Raw genomic sequence first — 22,739 nt, 5'->3', positions numbered from 1 at the left:
TTGCGCTTGACCCTGGTGTCGTTCAGCGTGACCGTGCCGGATTCTCGCGGAGGACCCCGCGGCGCAACCGGCCGAAGGGGCACGGCAGTCTATGAGCTGTGACCTCATCCCTCCCGCATCAGGCGCAACACCCCGCCACGCAGGGCCACATGATCGTGTGCGGCGACGACGCCCTCGTCCACCGGTTGGCCGTGGAGCTCCGCGAGGTCTACCGCGAGCGGGTCACCCTCGTCGTCCCAACCGCCCAGCCGGTGCGCAGCCCCCGGCCGGTGTCGGGCCGGGGCCGCGCCTCGGCGCTTTTCGGCCGGATGTCGGCGGTCATGACACGTACGGTCGGCGCCCCCTACGCCCCCGGCGGCACTCCGCCCCCCGATCTCCCCAGGGTCCTGGAGGTTCCGGAACTGGACGAGGAAGCACTGGTCGAGGCCGGTGTGGCCCATGCCGCCGCGCTTGCGCTGGTCCATGACGACGACGAGACCAACATCCGGGCCGCGCTGGCCGCCCGGCGGCTCAATCCGCATCTGCGCCTGGTGATCCGGCTCTACAACCGCAAACTCGGCCGACATCTGACCGAACTCCTCGACCAAGCCGCCGTGCTGGGCCTGCCCGGCCTGGACACGGCAGCCCTGGACGCCTCCACCACCGTCCTGTCGGACGCGGACACCGTCGCCCCCGCACTCGCCGCCACCGCCGTGGCCGGCACCAGCAAGGTCGTCCGGGCCGACGGCCTGCTGCTGCGGGCCGTGGAACGCACCCCGCCGGCGCGCGGCGAGGTCGCCGACCCCGGGCTGTGCACGCTCGCCCTGCTGTCGTCGACCACCAACGACCCGGCGGGCGCCGAAGGTTCGGACCGCAGCGGTCAGGAAGGGCCGCGCCTGCTGCCCGACGACCGGAGCGTCGCGGAGGCCACGGGCCGTGGCACGGTCGTGCTCGAGGCGATCACCCACAGCACGCCGGGCCGCGGCCGAGGCGCGCTCGCGGGCCGGGGCGTACCACTGGGCCAATTGTTCTCCCGGCGGCTGCGCTGGTCGCTGGCCGGGCTCGGCGCCGCCGTCGTCGCTCTGGCCGTCGCCTCATGGGCCACCACCGGCGACGACCCGCTGCACGCCACCTACCTGATCCTGCTGGACCTGTTCGGCATGGGCGACCCGGCGGTCGGCGAGGAAGCCGACCGTCAGATCCTCCAACTCCTGACCGGAGTCGCCGGGTTGCTGCTGCTGCCACTGACGGTCGCTGCGGTACTGGAGGCCCTCGGTACGTTCCGTACCGCATCCGCCCTGCGCCGCCCGCCGCGCGGCCTGTCGGGCCATGTGGTGCTGCTGGGACTCGGGAAGATCGGCACCCGGGTCCTGATGAGTCTGCGGGAGCTCGGCATTCCCGTGGTCTGTGTCGAGGAGGACCCCGAGGCGCGCGGCATTCCACTGGTGCGCCGGCTGAGGGTGCCGACCGTGATGGGCGACGTGACCCAGGAGGGGGTCCTGGAGGCCGCCAAGATCCACCGGGCACACGCACTGCTCGCCCTCACCAGCGTCGACACGACCAATCTCGAGGCCGCTCTTTACGCGCGCTCCGCCAAACCCGACCTACGGGTGGCCCTGCGCATCTACGACGACGACTTCGCCACCGCCGTCTACCGCAGCCTCCGCGCCGCGCACCCCGACGCTCTCACCCGCAGCCGTAGTGTTTCCACGCTCGCCGCCCCGGCGTTCGCCGTCGCCATGATGGGCCGCCAGATCCTCGGGGCCGTACCGGTGGAGCGCAAGGTGCTGCTCTTCGCCGCCGTCGACGTCGCGGGTCATCCGCAACTCGTGGGGCGTACGGTCGCCGAAGCGTTCCGCCCGGGGGCCTGGCGGATCGTCGCGCTGGACGCGGCCGAGCCCGACGAACGGCAGCCCGACCTCGCGAACACCCGCCGCGACACGGAGGGCACGGCACGCAATGCGACCGGACTCGTGTGGGACCTGCACCCCGGCTACGTGCTGCGACCCCAGGACAGGGTGGTGGTCGCCGCGACCCGGCGGGGAGTTGCCGAACTCCTCGGGCGCCGTTCGCAGCCGCGCTCGAGCGGTTGACATGCGCCCTTGCGTCAGGCCCGTACGATTCCGGCCAGTTGTCCTACGGTAGAATTCTTTACCGAGTCATTGCCACGCTCCTGTAGCGCGGCGATGCGATCAGCGGCAGGAGGGGCCGTCGGCGCCCGGGGCTCCGGCCGGGAACGGAGGGGCACGTGATGGCGTACAGCAGCCATGCCCGGGTTCCCTCCATGGGCGCTTCCTCCACGGCCTGTTGCCCCCGTCGCGCCCTCGCGGCCCGCCCCTCTCATGACCGCACGGATCGACACCCGTGCGCGCAACGGTGTTCCTGATCCGGTCCGTACCCGCTGACGACCGAACCGGTCGGCCGGCGATCGACGGACCCGACCGAACCGATCCACGGGGACCGGTGCCGGTGGGCGACACATGATGCAGAATCCCCCTCCGAACGGCCGCCGACCACCCGTCGACGGCTCGGCCGGAGCAGGACACCCGCGCCCGCGCTCGTCACCGACCGCCCCTATGGAGCCCCCATGGAACCCACGGCCCACGTCAGCAAGACAGCGCTGCCCGGAGTCGGCACACGCTACGACCTCAAGACGGACGCCGGTGCGCACCTGTCCGTCGTCATGCACCAGGACGGACGCCGCATCCTCGCCTTCCACGATCCCGAGGACGACGACAACTGCAAGGACTCCGCCGCGCTCACCCCGCACGAGGCGACCGCGCTGTCCAAACTGCTCGTCCCGGACCCCGTTGCCCATCTGCACCAGCACCTCGAGATCGACCTGGTGACCGAGCACATCCCCGTCACCAAACGGTCTCCCTACGCCGGCCGGCTGCTCGCCGACACCCAGGCGCGCACCCGCACAGGCGCGTCCATCGTCGCCGTACTGCGTCGCACCGCGGCCTTCCCCTCGCCCGCCCCGGACTTCCGCTTCGCCATCGGCGACACGCTCGTCGTCGTCGGCACGCGCGAAGGCGTCGACGCCGTTGCCGAACTGATCACCGGAGGATAGACACCCGTGCACGACACCACCGCGCTGCTCATCGAACTCGGGGCGATCATCCTCGCCCTGGGCCTGCTCGGCCGGCTCGCCGGACGCATCGGGTTCTCGCCCATCCCGCTGTATCTGCTCGCCGGCCTCGCCTTCGGGCACGGCGGCCTGCTGCCGATGAATGCCAGCGAGGAGTTCATCGCGACCGGGGCCGAGATCGGCGTGATCCTCCTGCTGCTCCTTCTCGGGCTCGAGTACAGCGCCTCCGAACTCGTCACCAACCTCAAGACGCAGTACCCCTCCGGGATCGTCGACTTCGTCCTCAACGCGCTGCCCGGCGCGGCGGCCGCGCTGATCCTCGGCTGGGGGCCGGTGGCCGCGGTCGCGCTCGCCGGCGTCACCTGGATCTCCTCCTCCGGTGTCATCGCCAAGGTCCTCGGCGACCTCGGGCGGCTCGGCAACCGCGAAACACCCGTCATCCTCGGCGTCCTCGTCATCGAGGACCTCGCCATGGCTGTCTACCTGCCCCTGCTCACCGCCCTGCTCGCCGGGCTGAGCCTCGCGGGCGGCAGCCTGACGCTGCTCATCTCACTCGGCACCGTCAGCATCGTGCTGTACGTCGCGCTGCGCCACGGGCGCCTGATCAGCCGGGCCGTCTCTTCCGACAACCCCGAGATGCTGCTGCTGGTCGTCCTCGGCCTGACGCTCTTCGTCGCCGGCATCGCGCAGGAACTCCAGGTGTCCGCGGCCGTCGGCGCGTTCCTGGTCGGCATCGCGCTCTCCGGCGAGGTGGCAGAGGGTGCGCACAACCTGCTCGCGCCGCTGCGGGACCTGTTCGCCGCGGTGTTCTTCGTCTTCTTCGGCCTCTCGACCGATCCGGCCGACATCCCGCCGGTCATCGTCCCGGCGCTGATCCTCGCCGTCGTCACCGCGCTGACCAAGGTCGCCACCGGGTGGTACGCGGCCCGCCGCGCGGGCATCGGAGTCCGCGGGCGCCTCCGGGCGGGTGGCGCGCTCGTCGCCCGGGGCGAGTTCTCCATCGTCATCGCGGGCCTCGCGGTCGGCGTCGAGCCCCGCATCGGGCCACTGGCCACGGCGTACGTCCTGATCCTGGTCATCATCGGGCCGTTGACGGCACGCTGGACGGAGCCGATCGGGCGCCGCTTCCTGCGGACGCCGCCTCCGCCGGGCAAGCCGTCCCCCACGGCGCCCGAGTCGACGGCGCCCGAGTCGACGTCGACTGCGGCGACGGCGAGCTGACGGCCGGGCGGTCCGGAGTGACGGCGCGTCACCGTGCCGCCGTGGCCGGCGAACCGGACCGTGCCCGGGTGTGCGATCCGGCCGCCGTCCGCTCGAGGACCCCGTTTTGGATCATCCGCGGATCGTCAATACGATCCGCGGATGATCATAAGAAAACGGCCCGCGGCCCGGGCCTGCGCCCTGCTCGCAGTCCTGGTCGCCGGGCTGTTCCCGGCAGGGGTGGCCGCCGCCGACGAACCGGCGGCGAAGGAATCCCCCAAGGTCGAGCTCGTGCTCGACGTCAGCGGCTCCATGCGGGCCCGTGACATCGACGGCAAGAGCCGGATGGCTGCCGCCAAGCAGGCGTTCAACGAGGTGCTGGACGCCGTCCCGGAAGAGGTGCAGCTGGGGATCCGGACCCTCGGCGCCGACTACGCCGGTGACGACCGCAAGCGCGGCTGCAAGGACACCCGGCAGCTCTATCCCGTGGGACCGCTCGACCGGACGGAGGCGAAGACCGCCGTCGCCACCCTCGCGCCCACCGGCTGGACGCCGATCGGTCCCGCGCTGCTGGGAGCGGCGGACGACCTGGAGGGCGGGGACGCCACCCGGCGGATCGTGCTCATCACCGACGGCGAGGACACCTGCGCACCGCTCGACCCGTGCGAGGTCGCACGGGAGATCGCGGCGAAGGGCATCCATCTCGTCGTCGACACCCTGGGCCTGGTGCCCGACGCCAAGACCCGCGCCCAGCTCCGCTGTATCGCGGAGGCCACCGGCGGCACCTACACGTCGGTGCAGCACACGGACGAACTCTCCGATCGTGTAAGCCAGTTGGTGGACCGCGCGGCCGACCCGGTCGTCACGCCGGTGGCGACGGAGGGCGCCGCGCGGTGCGGCGACGCGCCCCTGCTCGCCCCCGGCCTCTACACGGACCGCGAGAAGTTCGGCGAGCACCGCTGGTACCGCGTGGACGTACTGCCCGGCCAGGAACTTCGCGCCTCCGTGAGCGTCGGCGCAGACCGGGCGGTGAACAGGGACTACGGAGTGCTGCTGCGTGCCGTCACCGTGCGCGGCCGTGAGATCGTCCGCGGATCGGAGGCCGGAGACGGCCGGACCGACCTCGTCTCGACCGGCCTGCGTTACCCGAAGCCGGAGCTCGACGACGCCGACGACGCCGACCTGAAGCCCGCGGCGGAAACGGTCTGCCTGCAGGTGAGCAACTCCTTCTCCGCGCCCCCGGCCGTCAAGACCGAGCCCGGCCTGCCCGTCGAGCTCACCGTCGACGTGGTCGACGGTCCCGCCGAGGCCTCGGACGTGGCCTCGTTCGGCCTCGGTCGCGGCTGGTGGCTGCTGGGCGTCCTCGTCCTCACCGGTTTGGTGGCCGGGCTCCTGTGGGGCTGGGTCTCGCGCTGGCGCATCGCCGTCTGGAGGACCAACTGATGGGTATCGCACGCATACTGACGGCGGGCGCGCTGGCCGCCGCCGCACTGCTCGCCCCCGCGGGCGCGGCACTGGCGGACGACGCCTCCCCGAGTCCGAGCCCGAGCACGACCGGGTCGGAGGCGGGGCCCACCGAAGCCGGCACCACCTTCCGTACGGCCACCCCGATCGAGCAGGACCAGAAGGCCACCGCGAACGCTTCCAGTGGTGACTACCTGTACTGGGTGTTCCCCGCCGACGCCGAGCAGCGGCCCACCGTCAGGGCCCGGGTCACGCTGCCCGACGCGGCCGAGCGGCACGGCGAGTCGACCTGGCGGATCGACGTGTACGACGGACTGCGCCGCCGCCAGGCCTGCATGTACGGCATGCAGGCCCGCACGGCGGCCAAGGACGCCACGGACGTGGAACTGTCCTGCGTTCTGCGGACGGTGCGTTCGCTCGCGGAGCAGTGGGCCGACGACCCGCTGCCCGGCAGCTACTACGTACGCCTGACCGTGACCGGCCTGCCTGAGAAGGATCTCGGACTGCCGGTCAGCGCCGAGGTCGAGGCGGTCTCGAGGGACGCGGGCGGCGGATACGCGGTCGACGGCGCGCTCGCCGAGCCGCTGGTGCCCGGTGTGTCCGCCGACGGCAGGCGGAACGAGGAGGAGGCCCGGCTGGACTGGTCCTCCGGCCGGTGGTCCGACCGCTGGGCCTGGACCGCCGCGGGCGGCCTGCTCGCGGCGCTCGCCGGTGTCGCGGGCCACGGCCTGACCCGGGGCTCCGGTCGTCCCTCACGGGTGCCGCCGGGGGCCTGAGCGCCGGCACGAAGGGCGGGCCCGGAGCTCGGGCGCGATGGTCGGATCCCTGAGCTCCGGTACGAAGAGCGGCCGCACGGCGTGCGGCCGCTCTTCGTACCCCGCACGTCAGAAAGCGAAGACCGTGCCGCTGGAGGTGTTCTTGACGCACGCGTTGCCGAAGGTGTGCACGTACGAGACGCGCTTGCCGTTCCACACGCCGTCGGCGGTCACGGTCACCGGGTCCCACTGCTTGGTACAGGCGACGCCGGGGTCACGCGTGGTGATGGCGTCGAAGCGGCCCTCGTTGGCGCGTAGTTCGGCGCAGGCCGCCCTCGGCGCGGGGTGCGTGCCGGTGGCCTTCGGAGTGCAGTTGAGCGTCACCGCGCGCAGCACCGCCCCGTCCACGGCGTCGTCCCCGGCCGTGACGGTGAACACGAGGGCCGAGGGGGCGTACAGGCTCTCCGTGCCGGGCTGTGCCGCACCCGCGCTGCCCACCGCGGGCGCCGCGACGAGAGCGAGCGTGGTGGTGGCCGCGAGCGCGAGTCCTCTGGCGATGTACCGCATTTCGAACACTCCTGTGGGTTGTTGTTTCGGAAATCGGACGGGAGTCTTACTGAACCCAGTGAAGAACGCACAGTCGTACGTCCGCTTTCGGTCACGCCACGTGATGCCTTGAGGGCAGGCGGTGACCGGGTTCTCGCTGCTGACCAGCGGTTCAGTAGCTCACCGAATCGGCCGAAGACAGACGTTCGGGGTCGTTGAGCTGTTGATTTTTAGGTGGGCGGATACTTGAACCATTGATTGAAAGGGCAGCTGGCGTTCACGCCTGCGTCGCGCAGCATTGGACGGTTGACCGGGGTCGGGGTTCACTGGGCGGAGGAGCCCGGAGGTGCCGATGGAACCGGTGGAAGCACTGGAACGTGTCGCCTTTCTCCTGGAACGCTCGCTCGCGGAGAGCTACCGCGTACGGGCCTTCCGGACCGCCGCCGCGGCGGTCGACGGCCTCGGGGCGCAGGAGATCGCCGACCGCGTCGCGGCAGGAACACTCGTCAAGATCAAAGGCATCGGCCCCAAGACCGCCAAGGTCGTCGAGGAGGCCCTCGCCGGAGGGACGCCCGCCTATCTGCAACGGCTCGAGGAGGAGGCCGGCGCGCCGCTCGCCGACGGCGGCGCCGACCTCCGCGCCGCGCTGCGCGGCGACTGCCACATGCACTCCGACTGGTCGGACGGCGGCAGTCCCATCGACGAGATGGGCCGCGCCGCCGCAGCGATCGGTCACGACTGGGCCGTCCTCACCGATCACTCACCCACCCTCACGGTCGCCAAGGGTCTCAGCGCGGAACGGCTGCTCGCCCAGCTCGAGATCGTGGAACGTCTCAACCGCGAATGGCAGCCCTTCCGGCTGCTCACCGGCATCGAGTGCGACATCCTCCCCGACGGCAGCCTCGACCAGGACCCGGAACTGCTGGAACGGCTCGACGTCGTCGTCGCGTCCGTCCACTCCAAATTGCGCATGGACTCCGCGACGATGACCCGGCGGATGCTCCGGGCCGTGGAGAATCCGCTCACCGACGTCCTCGGCCACTGCACCGGACGGCTCGTCACCGGCGGCAGAGGCACCCGGCCCGAGTCCCAGTTCGATGCCGACCAGGTGTTCGCCGCCTGCGCGGATCACGGCACCGCCGTGGAGATCAACAGCCGCCCGGAGCGGCGGGACCCGCCACGCAGGCTGCTGCGCCGCGCCGTCGACGCGGGCGTCCTGTTCGCCGTCGACACCGACGCGCACGCGCCGGGTCAACTCGACTGGCAGATCATCGGCTGCGCACGCGCCGAGGAGTGCGGCGTGACCGAGGAGCGGGTCGTGAACACCTGGTCCGCGGACGAGCTCGTCGAATGGACCCGCACTCGGCGGCAACCCCAAGGCTGAGCCCGAGGCCGAGCCAGGCACCGAACCGGGCATGCCGCGGGCCGCACGGGGCAACCGATGAGCGGGGTTCTCCGCCCCGGACACCGAAAACAGAGGGGGATGCCCCGGATGTCTTCCAAGCTGAGCACCATTGTCCGTGAACTGCGGCGGCACGGGACCGCCCGTCGCCGGCCGGCCGTGGACTCCCGTCTCGGCAGAGGCCCGCACGGAGTCTCCGCGGTGGCCGTCGTCCGTGGGCTCGTACAGTCGCTCCGCACCCGAGCGGGCTCGAGCCGCCGCTGACGCGGGGGCGTGAGGAACTCCGTCGGCCGCTCCGCGGGCGAGCGGATCCATGCCGGTACCCGCCGGCAGCAATGCCGACGTCTTTATCGCCGCATTTACCGGTTTGCATTGCGACAGTGCGGGCAACGGCAAGTCAGGACGACCGTGAAAGGTGATTTCCATGAGCGGTAGCGAAAAGGCGCGCGCCAAGGCAGAAAAGGCGCGGGGCAAGGTCAAGGAAGGCGCAGGGCGCGCCATGGACGACGAAAGTCTGACCGCCGAAGGGCGTACGGAGCAGGCGCAGGGCGATATGCGCGATGCCAAGGAAAAGGCCAAGGGCGGGGCGCGCAAGGTGAGGGACGCCTTCAAGCGCTGACGCGCCACGAGGAACCGTGCCGCCGACCACTTCCGTGGTCGGCGGCACTTTTTGTGCGGCGCGTGTACCCGCGAATTTTTCAGAGAAACAAGCAGTGTCGCGAGCATGCCGGTCAAGGCGCGGGGCACACGAAGTTTCGGAGGTGATGAGAAATGATTCCCCTGCTTCTCGTCCTGTTGCTGGCACTCATTCTTTTTGGCGCCGGTTTTGCCCTCAAGGCTCTCTGGTGGATAGCCGTCATCGTGCTTGTCGTGTGGCTGCTGGGATTTGTGATCCGGCCCGCGGCTACGGGCGGCCGTCGGGGCCGCTGGTACCGCTGGTAGGGATCCGGCCCTGACCCGCAGGCGGCCCCCGGCCCCTGCCGAGCGGCAACCGACCGGCATCAATTCACACAGTTGAGAGGAACACATGGACCCGAACCTCTGGGCCTACACCCCCGCTTCCGGCCGCGCGACCGAGGCCAGTCTGGTCGGCTTCAGGGTCGAGGCGAGCGACGGCAGCATCGGCAAGGTGGACAAGCACTCCGACGAGGTGGGCTCCGCGCACATCGTCGTCGACACCGGCCCGTGGATCTTCGGCAAGCATGTCCTGCTGCCCGCCGGCGTCGTTTCGAGCGTCGACCTCGCGGCGGAGACCGTCCATGTCTCCCGCAGCAAGGACGAGATCAAGAACGCGCCCGAGTTCGACAAGGACGCACACGCCGACGACCCGGCATACCGGGACAGGCTCGGCGGCTACTACGGTGGTTTCATGGGCTGACGTGCGACCCCGGGGTGGGGGCGGACCGGGAGACGTTCCCGGTCCGCCCCCGCCCGGTACGTGAACCCCTCGGGAGCCCCGCCTCCCGTGTGCCGGGTGCCGCCTCCGGTATCAGGGAGTTCGCGTGGTCCCGCGAGACAAGGTGAACGCCGGTGCATGACGACGAGAACGACAAGGGCAGCGACACCGCCAGCGACGAAAAGGAAGTGGAGGGGCTGCTGCACGGACTGACCGTGGACGAGAGCCGGCCCGAGCGTCCCGTCCTCCTCGACGCCGCCGGCCGTCCGATCAAGACGTGGCAGCAGAACCATCCCTACGACCGCAAGGTGCCTCGCGCCGCGTACGAACGGCGCAAGCGGGTGCTGCAGATCGAGATGCTCAAGATGCAGCGCTGGGTGAAGGACACCGGGCAGCGGCTCATCGTCATCTGCGAGGGACGCGACGCCGCCGGCAAGGGAGGGACGATCCAGCGGTTCACGGAGCGGCTGAACCCGCGCGGCGCGCGCGTGGTCGCTCTGGAGAAGCCGACGGAGCTCGAGGCCGGGCAGTGGTACTTCCAGCGTTATGTGGCGCATCTGCCCTCGGCCGGCGAGATCGTCTTCTTCGACCGCTCCTGGTACAACAGGGCCGGCGTGGAACGGGTCATGGGATTCTGCACCCAGGCCGAGTACAAGCTGTTCCTGCGCCAGTGCCCCGCATTCGAGCGGATGCTCGTGGACGACGGGATCCTGCTCGTGAAGTTCTGGTTCTCCGTCTCCCAGGCCGAACAGCGCACCCGCTTCGCGATCCGGCAGGTGGATCCGGTACGGCAGTGGAAGCTGTCCCCCACCGACGTGGCCTCCTTGGACCTGTGGGACGAGTACACCGCGGCGAAGGTCGACATGTTCCGGGCCACCGACACCCAGGAGGCGCCCTGGACCGTGGTCAAGAGCAACGACAAGCGCCGCGGCCGCCTCGAGGCCATGCGCAGCCTCTTGTGGCGGCTGGACTACGCCAGTAAGGACGTTGAGGCGATCGGCGTGCCCGATCCGCTGATCGTCGGCTCCGCGGACACTCTCCTCGAGCCGGGCGAAGAAAGCAGCGACCTGTCGCCCACACCGCTGTCGGGCCGGGCGCTGGGACGGGGGCAGCACCCCGGGGACGCCACGGCCCGTACGGAGCCGGGAGCCGACTGACGGGGAGGCGGCACCGCTCGCGGAGCCGGACACGGACCGGGCTCCGTGTCACCGACGACACGCTTGTCGTAAGCATGGCCGTCCGACCAGCGGCGCGGTTCCGTTCCTCAGCTTCGGGCCAGTGCCTCGAGCGCGATGTTGAGTTGGAGGACGTTGACCCGGGGCTCGCCGATGAAACCGGCGGTGCGGCCTTCGGTGTGGTCCTCGACGAGCTTCTCGACCTGCTCGACGTCGAGGTTGTTCCTCTCGGCGACGCGGTTTACCTGGTATTCGGCGCACGCGGGGGAGATGTGCGGGTCGAGGCCGGAGCCGGAGGAGGTGACGGCGTCGGCCGGCGCGTCGGAGGGGCGCGGCTGGAACCACCTCAGGTCCGGCGCCGGTGTCTCCTCCCCGGCCTTCAGCGGCAGGTCGTAGCGCTGCCCGATGAGCGCGGAGCCCACGATCCTGCCGCTCGCGTCCTTGACCTCGGAGCCGTTCGCCCTGTCGGGGAAAAGGGCTTGGGCGATGCCGGTGACGGCGAGCGGGGAGAGGACACCGCAGATGACGGTCAGGACGAGCAGGGCCCGCAGGCCGGCTCCGACGAGCCGCGCGGTGTCGCCGAGAGAACTGTTCATGACGGTCAGCCGATTCCGGGGATGCGGGAGATGAGCAGATCGATGAGCTTGATGCCGATGAACGGGGCGATCAGGCCGCCGAGTCCGTAGACCCCGAGGTTGCGGCGGAGCATCCGGTCGGCGCTCATCGGCCGGTAGCGCACGCCCTTCAACGCCAGCGGCACCAGCGCCACGATGATCAGCGCGTTGAAGACGACCGCGGAGAGGATCGCGGACTGCGGGGAGGCCAGGTCCATGATGTTGAGCTTGTCCAGGTCCGGATGGGCGACGGCGAACATCGCGGGGATGATCGCAACGTTCCGGCTGGTCACCAGCCTGCTGGACCACCGCCTCGCCCCGGCCCACCAGCTGGCCACGGCCTACCACCAGCGGTGGGAGATCGAAAACGGGTTCGCGGAACTGAAGAACCGCCTGCGCGGCACCGGATTCATCCTGCGTTCCAAGGCACCCGAGCTGATCTGCCAGGAGATCTACGCCCTCCTGACCGTCTACCAGGCGCTGTGCGCACTGCAGATGCGTGCGGCCGAGCACGGCGGGACCGATTCCGACCGGATCTCCTTCACCGTCGCAGTGCAGCTCGCCCGGCTCGCCGTCGCCGCTCAAGCCGCAGCCGAGGTGACCATGTTGGACACCGCACGCCGCGAGGCCATCACCGAGCTCCTGGCCGCCCTCCTCCCGCCCCGGCGCAACCGACAGTGCCAGCGCATCAAGAAGCCGTCCAAGAACACCTTCGAGGTCAGAAAACGCGAACTGCCCCGCACTCCCAGTAACGTCCACTACACACTCAGAGTCACCAAACACCCCACCTGACCTGCACCAACGCGCTAACTCACCGGCACTGCAGATCAGAAGGCACTTTCACTTTTCCGATCACGATCCGGACCCAACCCCAGACGAAACGCGCAGGTTAGGCTGCCTTGCTTGGCGTGCGGGCGTGCAGGTTCGGGTCCCGGTGGCGCAGGTGGCACCCATAGGACGGAACGGGCAGAGGCAGGCGCAGGTGAGAGACGCTGAGCGGGCTGGTGTGCGTCGTGCGCCCGGCTGGAGCCGGACGCTCGTGTGGCTGACGGGTGCCCTGGGTTCAGGGCCGGATCTCGGGACGGGGCGCCGTGGATAAGATCGCGCTCACGGCCGAGGCCCTGTACTTTATCGTCCTGCTCCGCGCCGGAGGGACGTTCGCCGTCGGGTGGCGCGGGCGCCGGTGCCCGGCGCAGCCGGTTCGCCGACCGAATCTCCTCGGCGAAGTTCCAGCGCGCCGAGCGGGCGATCCAGCGGTGGGGCGCGCATGTGGTGGCCGTCTCCTTCCTGACGGTCGGTTTCCAGACCGCAGCCAATCTCCTCGCGGGCAGCATGCGGATGCCGCTGTCGCGTTACCTCCCCGCCCTGTTCCTGGGCGGAGCGGCCTGGGCGCTGATCTACGTGACCGCGGGCCTCGGCGTCCTCGAAGTGCTGGGCCGGCTCTTCGCCGAGCAGACGGCCCTCGGCGTGGCCGGCGTGGCCGCTCTCGTACTGCTGGGGGGCGGCGTGCTGTGTACCGCCGCCGTAGAGCCGCCGCGCCGTCCTTCGCTGCCCCGGTGGCCGAGGAACCGTAAGCCCGTCGGGGTGGTGGGACGGGCTGCGGGGCGCTCGTGTGCTGATGCTCCTCCATGTGACTGCGCCGGCTCTGCTGGGCCTGGTGGGCAGCAGAGCCGGCGTGGGTGGGGACTGGGGTCAGGCGGGTCGGGGGGTCGGGAGTTGTTGGGTGATGCAGTGGATGCCTGCGTCGCCCGTGGCCAGGGTGGGGGCCTCGACTCCTAGCACGCGGTGGTTCGGGAAGGCCTTGGCGGCTGCTTCCAGGGCCTCGGCGTCGCGGCTCGTGCCGGCCAGCGGCATGATCACTCCGCCGTTGGCGATGTAGAAGTTCATGTAGTTCACGACGGCGTCCTGGCCGTGCACGCGTACCGGCTGCTGTGGCGGCAGTTCGAGGATCTCCAGGCTCCGGCCCGCCGCGTCGGTGGCGGCTTCCAGAACGGCGCGGTTGGCCTTGAGGCGCGCGTGGTCGGGGCGCGCGGGGTCGCCCGGCGCCTCCACCAGGACCCGGCCGGGTCCGGTGAACTGGCACACGTGGTCCACGTGCCCGTCGGTGTCACCGGCGAGGTGGCCGTACGGCAGCCAGATCACCTTGGTCGCGCCGAGCAGGGCCTCGAACTCGGCCTCGCTGTCGGCGCGGCCGAGCCGCGGGTTGCGGTTGGCGTTCAGGACACACTGCTCGGTGGCGATCAGCGTGCCTTCGCCGTCGACGCTGATGGCGCCGCCTTCGAGGACCGTCATGGTGGCCCGGCGCTCGATGCCCAGGACGGGGAGCAGCCGCTCGGTGATCCGGTCGTCCCGAGCGTACGGGTGGAAGCGTTCGCCGAAGGAGTTGTAGCGGAAGTCCACGCCGACCCGGCCCTGCGGGCCGTGGACCACGATCGGTCCGGTCGCGCGGAGCCAGGCGTCGTCCATGGGGATCTCCACGGTGGTGACGTCGACTTCGCACAGCGCCCTGACCCGCTCGGCCTGGCCGGGCAGGACGAGCAGGATCACCGGTTCGAAGGCGGCGATGGCCCGTACGACCTCCACGTACTCGCGCTCGACGGAGCCGAAGCTGTCGCCCCACAGCGACTCGTACGGCGGCCAGGCCAGCATGCAGGCCTCGTGGGGTTCCCACTCGGCCGGCATCAGGTAGCCGGTCATGCCGTCCCCCCGGGGAGGGGGAAGGATGCCACTGCCTCTTCCGCGGCCTGCCAGTCGCCGTCGAAGCGCCCGGCGAGGACGTGCAGCCACCGCTCCATGCCGAAGGCCACGCACGAGGTGTGGGCCTCTTCGCCCGCGTACGTGATCCCGGCCCGCTCGCCGAAGAAGTTGCGGTGGTAGTTGACGGAGGCGATCGCGAGGCCGCCGTCGGCGACGAACTCCTCCTTGGTGGGGAAGAGCCGCTGCATCACGGCCCGGGAGCCGTTGGCGTCGAAGAACGGGTCGGTGGCGACCTCCGTCGTGAGGTCGAGGCCGAGGTGGGCCGCGAAGCCGAGGACGAGGTCCTTGTGGGTGGTGAGGTGGCCCTTGACCGTTTCGGCGTCGCCGACGGCGATGATCTCGCGCATCGTGAAGCCGTGCAGGCGGCGCAGGCCCTCGTAGTGCGTCTCGCGCCGGAAGCACTGCGCGATGGTGGTGAACCGGACCGGTTCGTCGAGCCGGCTGCCCGCCAGGGACAGGTAGGCGTTGTAGCAGGCGGCCGAGGGCAGGACCAGGCCGGCCTGGGCGAGCTGGTGGCCGCCGAGGGTCGTGCCCGGCTCCGCGGGGTGCGTGGGCAGGCCGGCGATGGCGTCCGTGTTGACCGCCGTGGCGGCCAGGACGAGGTGCGGGAAGTTGGTGAAGTAGTCGAAGCGCGCCAGGTCGGCGACCGGGATCAGCGGCGGGTAGAGGACCTCGGCGGCGCCGGCCGCGGCCGCCCAGCCGGTGAACACCCGGTCGAGGGCGGCCCGGAGGCGGACCGCCTCGGGGCCGAGCGTGACCAGGCCGTCGGTGACGTCGACGGGGGCGCGCAGGCCCGGATCAGGAGTGCGCATGGCCGGCACCTTCCGTGAGGAAGGCGTTGATGCGCTCCAGCGTGCGGAAGTTGTTGACGTCCGTCGTGGCCAGGTCGACGGGCTCGCCGGTCAGTTCCTCGATGAGCAGGAGGAACTCGACGAAGGCCAGCGAGTCGAGGATCCGGGCCTCGATGAGGTCGCGGTCCCAGGCGATGGTGTCCACGGAGGCGTTGAGCTCCCGGAGGAAGCCGAGAACGGTGTCCATCGACGGGTGTGCCATGGTCGAGGTGGTGCTGCTGTTCTCACGCGCTGACATGCTCGGTCCCCCAAGAGGTGCTGAAGATTCCGGCGGCGACGAAGAACCTGTCGACCCGGGCCATGAGCTTGACGTGGAACGCCTCGCGCACGGGGTGCGAGAGCGCCTCGCGCCGGACGGCGAGGGGGTTCCCGACGCCGCAGTCGCGGAAGATCTGCGGGTTGTAGAGGCTGCGCACGGAGTACGTCATGTAGTCCTTGACGTACTTCTCGATCTCCTCGCGGCGGTCCGGGTCGGCGGCCAGGGCGCGGTCGTAGAGGCGCTTGACGAGCTGCTTGCCGAAGGCGACGTGGCGGCTCTCGTCGTGGTGGTGGGCCGCGTGGATCTCGCGGAGGATGTCCGGGATCAGCTGGTCCTTGCCCATGCGGCTGTTGTAGTAGTCGAAGATCTCTTCGAAGATCAGGATGCGGGAGAAGACGATGACGTCGTCCCACAGGTTCCCGAAGCCCTCGCGGCGGAGCGGGGAGGCGGCCTCCGGGTAGATGCCGCCGGTGTACCGGTGGCAGAACTCGGCGAAGAACCACATGTGGGCGTTCTCTTCGCCGATGAAGTGGTGCAGGTACTCGTTGTACTCGGCGAAGTCGGGCGTGTGGATGCGCTTCGCGACCTCGATCATCAGCTCGCGGATGCCGTGGACGTGCAGGCTGAAGAAGTTGACCGTCTCGTAGCGGGCGAGCGCCTTGAGCGTCTTCTCGTCGTCGATCAGGCCGGTGCCGGAGACGGTGAGGTAGTCGGGGTTCATCCACCACTGGTCCTCGGGCACGGTGTCGGGCCACGTGAACTTGGTGTACGGGTTGTAGTACTCGTCGCGCGACTTCTCGGAGAGGCGCGCGAGCATGGTGCTGAAGCCGGAATCGTCCATGGTGATGCGTTCTTTCGGGTTGGTGCTGGTGCGGTCGGCCGCCCGGGTGGCGGGCTCGGTCATGCGACGGAGTCGGCGAGCGCGACGAGCGAACGCTCCAGTTCGCGCAGGAAGGACTCCATGCGGGTTTCGGTGACGTGCCGGATGTCGCAGGTCAGGGAGAACTCGAGGTACGGGCCTCCGCCCTCGCGGGCATTCGCTCCGGCATGCGCTGCGGCAACTCCGGTTTCCTCTCCTGCCTCTTCTCCGTCGTCGACGATGAGGTAGAAGGGCTCCTGCTCGGTGACCGGGAGCCAGGTGAAGACGGTGCCGGGCAGCAGGTCGGCGGCCCGGACGTCGCGTCGTACGGCCGCGTCCGCCGGCAGCGTGCGCCGGTCGTTGATGCAGTACGCGAAGTGCAGCGGTGCGTCCGGGCCGTCGCCCAGCTCGGCGAGGAGCCGGTTCATGCTGACGGCGTCGCATCCGGACTTCTGGAAGGCGGTGATGGCCGCCGGCCAGGACCGTTTGACCGCCTGGGTCAGGTCGGCGCCCGTGAGGTCCACCGAGAAGTAGCTCTCCTGCATCATCGTGGCGATCGTGGTGCGGCTGTCCCGGCCGAAGCGCTGCGAGCTGGTGAGGTGTAGGTCGATGCGGTCGCTGCCGGTCAGTTCGCGCAGCAGCAGGGCCGTCGCGCCGACGATGATCGCCGCGATGCTGAGGCCGGTGTCCTCCGCGATGCGGGCGGCGGCGTACTGGGCGGCGCGCGAACGCAGGGCCGCCTGCCGGTACGCCGACGCCTCGGGGAGGTCCGCGACCGCCGGCGGCAGCGCGAGGGGCGGCCGGTCGCGGTAGAGCGCGGCCACATGGGCCAGGGTGCGGTCGCGCCTGCGGATGCCGTCGGGCGACTCCTGCCACTCGGCCAGGCCGGCCGAGGTCGTCGTGCCGGGCGGCAGCGGAGGGAGCGTACGCCCGTTGCGGAAGTACGCGGTGACCTCCTCGGCCAGGTACTGAAGGGCGTACCAGTCGACCGCCATGTGCGAGAAGACGTACACGCCGCCCCACACGCGGCCCTCGGTGACCAGGAGCACCAGGCGCATCGGCAGTTCGTCGGCGAAGGAGAACCTCCGGGTGGCGAAGAACCGTTCGAGTACGCCGATCTCGTCGCCCGAGGTCGTGGGGGTGTCCACGAACTCGACGGGCAACTCGCCCTCGGTGAGGACACGTTGGACGACCCGGCCTTCCGGCGTGCGCGGGAAGACCGAGCGCAGCGCCTCGTGGCGCGAGAGGAGGAACGAGAGCGCGTCGAGGCACTCGTCCTCGGTGGGGCGGACGCCGGGCGGTACGCGGAAGGCGTCGACCACGTTGTAGACGTGGTGGTCCGGCGCCGACTTCTCGATCAGCGCCCAGATCTCCTGCTGGCTCCAGTTCAGCCCGGCTTCGACGGCGCGCTCGCCGGTGAAGGGCGCGCGGCGGACCCGCGCGGGGAGGGGCTGTCCGCTGTGGTCGGGGTCGGCGTTGGTGTGTGTGCCGGCGGGGGTGTTCACGTCTGCCCCGCTCCCGTGTCCGTCCGGGCCGCCGCGAGTTCCTCGGCCACGGCTGCGGCGAAGGCGTCGACGTCCTCCGGGGTGGTGTCGAAGGAGCACATCCAGCGGACCTCGCCCGTCCGTTCGTCGCGTACGTAGAAGGGGTGCCGCTTTTGCAGGCGGGCGGTGGCGTCCGCGGGCAGGACGGCGAAGACCGCGTTGGACTCCACGGGCCGGCTGATGCGTACGCCGGCCAGCGCCCCGACGGCCTCGGCCAGGCGGCGCGCCATGGCGTTGGCGTGGCGGGCGTTGGCCAGCCACGCCCCGGACTCGATCAGGGCGATGAACTGGGCTGATACGAAGCGCATCTTGGAGGCCAGCTGGGCCGCGGCCTTGCGCAGGAACTCGGTGCCGCGGACGGCGTCCGGGTTGAGTACGACGAGGGCTTCGCCCAGCAGCAGGCCGTTCTTGGTGCCGCCGAAGGAGAGTACGTCCACGCCCGCGTCGGTGGTGAGGGCGCGCAGGGGGGCGTCGAGGGCGGCCGCGGCGTTGGCCAGCCGGGCACCGTCGAGGTACACGGTCATGTCGCGCTCGTGGGCGTAGGAGCAGATGTCGGCGATCTCCTGCGGCGTGTACAGGGTGCCGAGTTCGGTGGGTTGGGTGATCGTGACGACGGTCGGTTGGGCGCGGTGCACGTCGCCGCGCCCGCCTGCCTGCTGCTCGATGAGGGCAGGCGTGAGCTTGCCGTCAGGAGTCGGCACGGTAAGCAGTTTGACGTGGGCGATCCGCTCCGGGGCGCCGCACTCGTCGGTGTTCACGTGGGCGCTTTCGGCACAGATCACGGCGCCCCAGGGCTCGCTCATGGCCTGGAGGCCCACCACGTTCGCGCCGGTGCCGGTGAGTACGGGGTACACGCTCGCGCCCGGGCCGAAGTGGTCGCGGAAGACGTGCTGGAGCCGTTCGGTGTAGACGTCGTCGCCGTACGCCGTCTGGTGGCCCTCGTTGGCGGTGTTGAGGGCCGCCAGGACGTTCGGGTGGATTCCTGCGTTGTTGTCGCTGGCGAAGCCCCGCGAGGCGGGGTCGTGCAGTCGGGAGATCAATCCTTCGTCCTTCACTCACGCGACGCGCCTCGTACGGGCGCCGCGGTGTCGGCTGGATCACGGGGAAACGTGGGCATGCGGGGATGCCGGGACGTGTGGGGGGATCGGGATGAACGGGGGTGCAAGGTGTCATGGGCTGCTGGTGGCAGCCGTACCTTTCCCACTCCCCTCGATGTCCGGTGCGAAGATCCTACGAGATGATCTAGTAATCAGCGCAAGCCTTCCGGCACACTTCTGATCAAGAAGAAATCCTGCCGTGCAGCCTTGACGTGCTTGGCAGTTGCCCGTACGAGCACACAGGAAGACGGAGCATGCAGACTCCCCCGGCACGCGCCCTGCGGCGCGCCCACAGAGGTGTCCTCGGCACCTTCGCCCTCGTCGGTGTGGTGAACGGCATCTTGGCCGCCAGACTCCCGGGACTGGCCGCCAAGCTGGGCCTGGACACGGGCGATGTGGGGCTGGTGATCCTGTCCTGGGGCGTCGCGGCGACGCTCACCATGCAGTGCATGCGCTGGATCGTCGCGGCGGTGGGGAACCGGCTGCTGCTGCGGATCGGCACCCCGCTGGTGACCGTGTCCGTGGGCCTGATCGCCCTCAGCCCCTCGTTCCCGCTGCTGCTCGCCGCCGCCGCGGGCTTCGGCGTGACGTCCGGTGTGGCCGAGGCGATGATGAACGCGCAGGGCAGCCTGGTCGAACGGCGGGCCGGACGGCCGATGATGAACGGGTTCCACGCCGGGTGGAGCGCCGGCGCGGTGGCCGGCGGCCTGCTGGCCGTGCTGCTGGCCGCGCTGGACGTCCCGTACACGGCTTCGGTGCTGGGCGTCGCGGCCGTCGCGCTGGCGCCGGCCTTCGCGTTGGGCTGGACATACCTCGACGAGCCGGCCGAGGAGGAGGAGACCGAACAGCGCAGCAACCTGCCCGGTATCGTCTACCTGATCGGCGCCGTCGCCTTCATGGCTCTCCTCCTCGAAGGGCTGGTGGCGGACTGGAGCGGACTGCTCCTGACCCGCGAGCTACGCACGACGGAGGCGGTCGCCGCCCTCGCCTACCCCCTGTACGAGGTGGCCACCTTCACCGGGCGGCTCTTCGGCGACCGGCTGCGCCTGCGCTTCGGCAGCCGCCTGCTCCTGGCGGCGGCCGGCACCGCGACGGCTCTCGGCGTGCTGCTGGTGGTCGTGGCGCCTTCCGCGGCCTGGGCGATCGCCGGGTTCGGGCTGACGGGACTGGCCGTCTGCATCGTGGTGCCGCTGTGCATGTCGCTGGCCGGGGCGGTCGTCCCGGGCCGCTCCGACGCCGCCATCGCCCAGGTGTCGGCGATCGGGTACGCGGGCCTGCTCGTCGGTCCGGTGCTGATCGGCTTCGTCGCGGAGGCGAGCTCGCTGCGTACGGGGATCGCCACGGCCATCGGGGTCGCGCTGTTCATCGCCGTCGCGGCGAGCCGGATGCCGCGGGGGCTCCCCGCCGCCGGGTTCGGTGCGGAGCCGGACCTGGCCGGGGCGCCTGCCACCGTACCGGCGGGCCGCAGCGACTCGTGAACGTGCGGCCGGCGGATCGGTGTCCGGCACCGGTCCGCCACCGCCGAGGGGGTGCCGGGCCGTCGTGGACGCCGTACGCACCCACGATCCGCCCGCTCGGCCCATGCCCGTTTCCGCCTCGCAGGCCGTCGTCGGGTGCGACTGGGATCCGCGGGAGCCGGGCGACGGACCTGGCCGCCAGGAACGGGGGCGCAGGGGGATGGCCGCAGCGGATCACGGGGACGGCGGTGGCGTCCGGCGTGCGACCGAGACGGTCCTCCCCCAGCGGGGCGGGACGCCGTCAGGGGCTGTAGTTGTCGCTGATGGGGCGCACGCGGGCGGCGCCCGGGCCGACACGGGTATGCGGAGACGGGTGGGAGGGCAGGTGAGCACGTACGGTCGGGCGTACGGGCCATGACTGGCTGTCATGGCCGTCGTGCCTCGCCGCCGGGGACCGGACCGGTCCCGTCCGTCGACGCCGCCGGAACAGCAGCACGCCGATGCGCCTCTACGCCCAGACCGTCATCGACATCCTTTCGGATGCCGACGAGGCCGTGGTCGAAGCGTTCCACCGGTTGCTGCCTCAACTAGACGAACAACCACCCGAATTGACAGCGGAGTTCGTCCGGAGCGTCGTCACCTACCCGGCGAACCTCGTGCTCGCGGCGCGTGCCGGCCAGCGCGTAGTCGGGCTGCTGCTCACCCTAGTCGTTCTCGCCCTGCCGACCGGGATCACCGCCCTTTTCGAGGACGTCGTGGTCGACGAGGCGGCGCGCGGCGCGGGCATTGGCTGGGCGTTCGTACGGAGGCCTGGAGCTGGCGAGGTCCCACGGAGCCCGCCAGGTCGATCTGACGTCCCGGCCGAGCCGCGTGTCCGCGCACCGTCTGTATGAAAAGGCCGGTTTCGTGCGACGGGAGACCGGTGTGTTCCGCTGTCATCTGGAGCACACCGATGTCCCTGCCCCCGCCGCCGCTGCGGGTCAGTCTGCGACGGGGAGACAGCTCGAACAGGTAGCCGTTGGGCGGAACCGTGGTCGGCTGGACGTTCAGGCAGTCCCAACCGGATTCCCGAAATGCCTCATGCCACTGGTCGAGGGTGGGGAGGTAGTCGCCCATCAGCGCATGTACGGCCTTGAAGCCGAGGGTGAAGATGGTGGTGTATGGGCTGGGCAGTTCGCTGGTTCGTACGACGTCGCAGATGAACAGGCGGCGGGCCGCCGGAAAAGCGGTGCGCAGCCTGCGCAGCGTCTGTACGCAGCTGTCGTACGGCCAGATGTCGTGCCCCATGAAAACGCAGGTGACCGTCTCCACGTTGGCGAACTCGGGGTGCGGTTCGAGGTCGAGGACGTCGTCCTGGAGCAGGGTGATGCGGTCGGCCAGGCCGGCGACTCGACGGACTCGACGGCCAGCTGCAACGCTGTGGGAGAGATATCGACGCCGACTCCGCGCGCGCCAGGGTGGTTGCCGAGGATCCTGATGAGCCGCTGCCCGGAGCCGCAGCCGAGGTCGGCAACCTTACCGACAGGCGGGTCGGCCAGGATGCGATCGAACAGCGGCTCCACCTCCTCATCCCCGATCAATCGCGAGCCGACGGCCACGGACCGCATGTCGCGATGATAGAAGTCGTCGGTTCTGCGCTCCGCGAGGGCCACGTCCGGGGCGATGCTGAAGAGTTCACCGCAGCCCTTGACCAGCCAGTAGAAGTAGCCGCGGGCGGGTTACGCCTCAGCGAAGAGCGCGCCCGGCATCACCACCTCCTCGTCCTTGACCTCGACGACCTTGGCCCAGTGCAGGGTGCGGTGCACGGCGCGGACCACGGTGTCGGAAGGGCACTCGTCGCCGCCGTTGCCGAAGGGCGCCTGGCCGTCCTCGGCGATGCCTCCCGCTACAACGAGCGCCTCGACGACGGACGCCCTGACACCAGCAGCACCCTGCATGACCTGCGATTTCGCCAACCTTCCGGCCTTGGGGCTTTCTCTCTGAGGGAGGACACCTTGGATATTGGGCCCGTCTTGGAGCCGGCTGCACGTGGATCGCTGTGTGGCTGTCCGGCGAGCTTGGCTCACCGCAAGGCGGCAGCCCAGGCAGGTCGGGGCCCGACGGCAGAGGTTCGAATTGGTCTTCGGCTAGCGGACCTTCCGGGGCTGGGTGTGTTCTCCCTCGTAACCGACCTCGTGGAAGTGCTGCGGTACGAACTGGTGGAGTTCACTACGCGCTCCGGGATCGCCGTGAGCTACAGGCGGCCGGTCGTTGAGGTCGGCAGGACCCGGGTCCTCGCCCAGGACGCTGTACG

General features: G+C 70.4%; 22 protein-coding genes and 2 pseudogenes. 14 read left to right on the top strand and 10 right to left on the bottom strand.

The window, feature by feature from the left end; all coding sequences use genetic code 11:
- Positions 1–149 precede the first annotated feature (149 nt).
- The 5 genes from ACIQ7Q_RS31605 to ACIQ7Q_RS31585 all read left to right on the top strand — a co-directional run bounded on the left by ACIQ7Q_RS31605 (position 150) and on the right by ACIQ7Q_RS31585 (position 6,510).
- Positions 150–2,072: an NAD-binding protein gene (locus tag ACIQ7Q_RS31605; RefSeq protein WP_403869819.1), complete on the top strand. Its 1,923-nt coding sequence runs from the start codon at positions 150–152 to the stop codon at positions 2,070–2,072.
- A 494-nt stretch (positions 2,073–2,566) separates the two neighbouring features.
- The gene (locus ACIQ7Q_RS31600; protein WP_403869729.1) at positions 2,567–3,052 is read left to right on the top strand and encodes a cation:proton antiporter regulatory subunit; all 486 of its coding nucleotides are present in this window, start codon (positions 2,567–2,569) and stop codon (positions 3,050–3,052) included.
- 6 nt (positions 3,053–3,058) lie between these two features.
- Positions 3,059–4,291, top strand: coding sequence for a cation:proton antiporter (locus ACIQ7Q_RS31595; RefSeq protein WP_403869726.1), 1,233 nt, complete (start codon positions 3,059–3,061; stop codon positions 4,289–4,291).
- Between the two features lie 141 nt (positions 4,292–4,432).
- Positions 4,433–5,713, top strand: a complete 1,281-nt coding sequence (locus ACIQ7Q_RS31590; RefSeq protein WP_403869723.1) for a VWA domain-containing protein — start codon at positions 4,433–4,435, stop codon at positions 5,711–5,713.
- The gene (locus tag ACIQ7Q_RS31585) at positions 5,713–6,510 is read left to right on the top strand and encodes a hypothetical protein (RefSeq protein ID WP_403869720.1); all 798 of its coding nucleotides are present in this window, start codon (positions 5,713–5,715) and stop codon (positions 6,508–6,510) included. Before ACIQ7Q_RS31590 ends, ACIQ7Q_RS31585 begins: the two co-directional genes overlap by 1 nt.
- A 108-nt stretch (positions 6,511–6,618) precedes the next feature.
- Here ACIQ7Q_RS31585 and ACIQ7Q_RS31580 read toward each other — a convergent pair whose 3' ends face one another.
- A complete protein-coding gene (locus ACIQ7Q_RS31580) occupies positions 6,619–7,056 on the bottom strand; it encodes a subtilase-type protease inhibitor (protein WP_403869717.1) in 438 nt (145 codons plus the stop codon).
- Positions 7,057–7,387: 331 nt separating this feature from the next.
- Between ACIQ7Q_RS31580 and ACIQ7Q_RS31575 the strand changes: the two genes are divergently transcribed.
- The 5 genes from ACIQ7Q_RS31575 to ppk2 all read left to right on the top strand — a co-directional run bounded on the left by ACIQ7Q_RS31575 (position 7,388) and on the right by ppk2 (position 10,990).
- Positions 7,388–8,419, top strand: coding sequence for a PHP domain-containing protein (locus ACIQ7Q_RS31575; RefSeq protein ID WP_403869816.1), 1,032 nt, complete (start codon positions 7,388–7,390; stop codon positions 8,417–8,419).
- A 442-nt stretch (positions 8,420–8,861) separates the two neighbouring features.
- Entirely contained in the window at positions 8,862–9,056 is a 195-nt protein-coding gene (locus ACIQ7Q_RS31570) for a CsbD family protein (protein ID WP_403869713.1), read from the top strand.
- Positions 9,057–9,208: 152 nt separating this feature from the next.
- On the top strand, positions 9,209–9,379 hold the full coding sequence (locus ACIQ7Q_RS31565; protein WP_356635539.1) for a hydrophobic protein: 171 nt from the start codon (positions 9,209–9,211) through the stop codon (positions 9,377–9,379).
- A gap of 85 nt (positions 9,380–9,464) precedes the next feature.
- Complete coding sequence (locus ACIQ7Q_RS31560; protein WP_403869710.1) at positions 9,465–9,815, top strand: PRC-barrel domain containing protein; 351 nt, start codon at positions 9,465–9,467, stop codon at positions 9,813–9,815.
- A gap of 206 nt (positions 9,816–10,021) precedes the next feature.
- Positions 10,022–10,990, top strand: a complete 969-nt coding sequence (ppk2, locus tag ACIQ7Q_RS31555) for a polyphosphate kinase 2 (protein WP_403869813.1) — start codon at positions 10,022–10,024, stop codon at positions 10,988–10,990.
- Positions 10,991–11,097: 107 nt separating this feature from the next.
- Here ppk2 and ACIQ7Q_RS31550 read toward each other — a convergent pair whose 3' ends face one another.
- A complete protein-coding gene (locus ACIQ7Q_RS31550; RefSeq protein WP_403869707.1) occupies positions 11,098–11,604 on the bottom strand; it encodes a potassium-transporting ATPase subunit C in 507 nt (168 codons plus the stop codon).
- Between the two features lie 5 nt (positions 11,605–11,609).
- A pseudogene (locus tag ACIQ7Q_RS31545) lies at positions 11,610–11,897 on the bottom strand (potassium-transporting ATPase subunit B); the annotation flags it as partial.
- Between ACIQ7Q_RS31545 and ACIQ7Q_RS31540 the strand changes: the two are divergent.
- Both ACIQ7Q_RS31540 and ACIQ7Q_RS31535 read left to right on the top strand, forming a co-directional pair.
- Positions 11,779–12,414 carry a transposase gene (locus tag ACIQ7Q_RS31540; RefSeq protein ID WP_403869704.1) on the top strand — a complete coding sequence of 212 codons (636 nt, stop codon included), beginning with the start codon at positions 11,779–11,781 and terminating at the stop codon, positions 12,412–12,414. The pseudogene ACIQ7Q_RS31545 and the gene ACIQ7Q_RS31540 overlap by 119 nt on opposite strands.
- Before the next feature lie 299 nt (positions 12,415–12,713).
- Positions 12,714–13,196: pseudogene (locus ACIQ7Q_RS31535) on the top strand (DedA family protein).
- Between the two features lie 118 nt (positions 13,197–13,314).
- Here the strand turns inward: ACIQ7Q_RS31535 and ACIQ7Q_RS31530 are convergent.
- The 6 genes from ACIQ7Q_RS31530 to ACIQ7Q_RS31505 are packed head-to-tail and all read right to left on the bottom strand — an operon-like array spanning position 13,315 to position 18,932.
- Positions 13,315–14,319, bottom strand: coding sequence for an agmatine/peptidylarginine deiminase (locus ACIQ7Q_RS31530; protein WP_403869701.1), 1,005 nt, complete (start codon positions 14,317–14,319; stop codon positions 13,315–13,317).
- Positions 14,316–15,191 (bottom strand): hypothetical protein, encoded by an 876-nt coding sequence (locus tag ACIQ7Q_RS31525; protein ID WP_403869698.1) that lies wholly within the window; start codon positions 15,189–15,191, stop codon positions 14,316–14,318. Before ACIQ7Q_RS31525 ends, ACIQ7Q_RS31530 begins: the two co-directional genes overlap by 4 nt.
- Positions 15,178–15,468 (bottom strand): acyl carrier protein, encoded by a 291-nt coding sequence (locus tag ACIQ7Q_RS31520; RefSeq protein ID WP_403869696.1) that lies wholly within the window; start codon positions 15,466–15,468, stop codon positions 15,178–15,180. The genes ACIQ7Q_RS31525 and ACIQ7Q_RS31520 overlap by 14 nt, the downstream gene beginning before the upstream one ends.
- Positions 15,455–16,393: a diiron oxygenase gene (locus ACIQ7Q_RS31515; protein WP_403869693.1), complete on the bottom strand. Its 939-nt coding sequence runs from the start codon at positions 16,391–16,393 to the stop codon at positions 15,455–15,457. The genes ACIQ7Q_RS31520 and ACIQ7Q_RS31515 overlap by 14 nt, the downstream gene beginning before the upstream one ends.
- Complete coding sequence (locus ACIQ7Q_RS31510; RefSeq protein WP_403869690.1) at positions 16,390–17,853, bottom strand: condensation domain-containing protein; 1,464 nt, start codon at positions 17,851–17,853, stop codon at positions 16,390–16,392. The genes ACIQ7Q_RS31515 and ACIQ7Q_RS31510 overlap by 4 nt, the downstream gene beginning before the upstream one ends.
- Positions 17,850–18,932: a threonine aldolase family protein gene (locus ACIQ7Q_RS31505; RefSeq protein ID WP_403869688.1), complete on the bottom strand. Its 1,083-nt coding sequence runs from the start codon at positions 18,930–18,932 to the stop codon at positions 17,850–17,852. The genes ACIQ7Q_RS31510 and ACIQ7Q_RS31505 overlap by 4 nt, the downstream gene beginning before the upstream one ends.
- A 311-nt stretch (positions 18,933–19,243) precedes the next feature.
- Between ACIQ7Q_RS31505 and ACIQ7Q_RS31500 the strand changes: the two genes are divergently transcribed.
- Positions 19,244–20,467: an MFS transporter gene (locus ACIQ7Q_RS31500; RefSeq protein ID WP_403869685.1), complete on the top strand. Its 1,224-nt coding sequence runs from the start codon at positions 19,244–19,246 to the stop codon at positions 20,465–20,467.
- Between the two features lie 479 nt (positions 20,468–20,946).
- Positions 20,947–21,339: a hypothetical protein gene (locus tag ACIQ7Q_RS31495; RefSeq protein ID WP_403869682.1), complete on the top strand. Its 393-nt coding sequence runs from the start codon at positions 20,947–20,949 to the stop codon at positions 21,337–21,339.
- 825 nt (positions 21,340–22,164) lie between these two features.
- Here the strand turns inward: ACIQ7Q_RS31495 and ACIQ7Q_RS31490 are convergent.
- Complete coding sequence (locus ACIQ7Q_RS31490) at positions 22,165–22,383, bottom strand: hypothetical protein (RefSeq protein ID WP_403869679.1); 219 nt, start codon at positions 22,381–22,383, stop codon at positions 22,165–22,167.
- Between the last annotated feature and the right edge of the window lie 356 nt (positions 22,384–22,739).

Source organism: Streptomyces sp. NPDC096176 (genome assembly GCF_044763255.1).
Lineage (GTDB): Bacteria > Actinomycetota > Actinomycetes > Streptomycetales > Streptomycetaceae > Streptomyces.
This window is presented reverse-complemented; position numbering and strand designations above follow the sequence as displayed.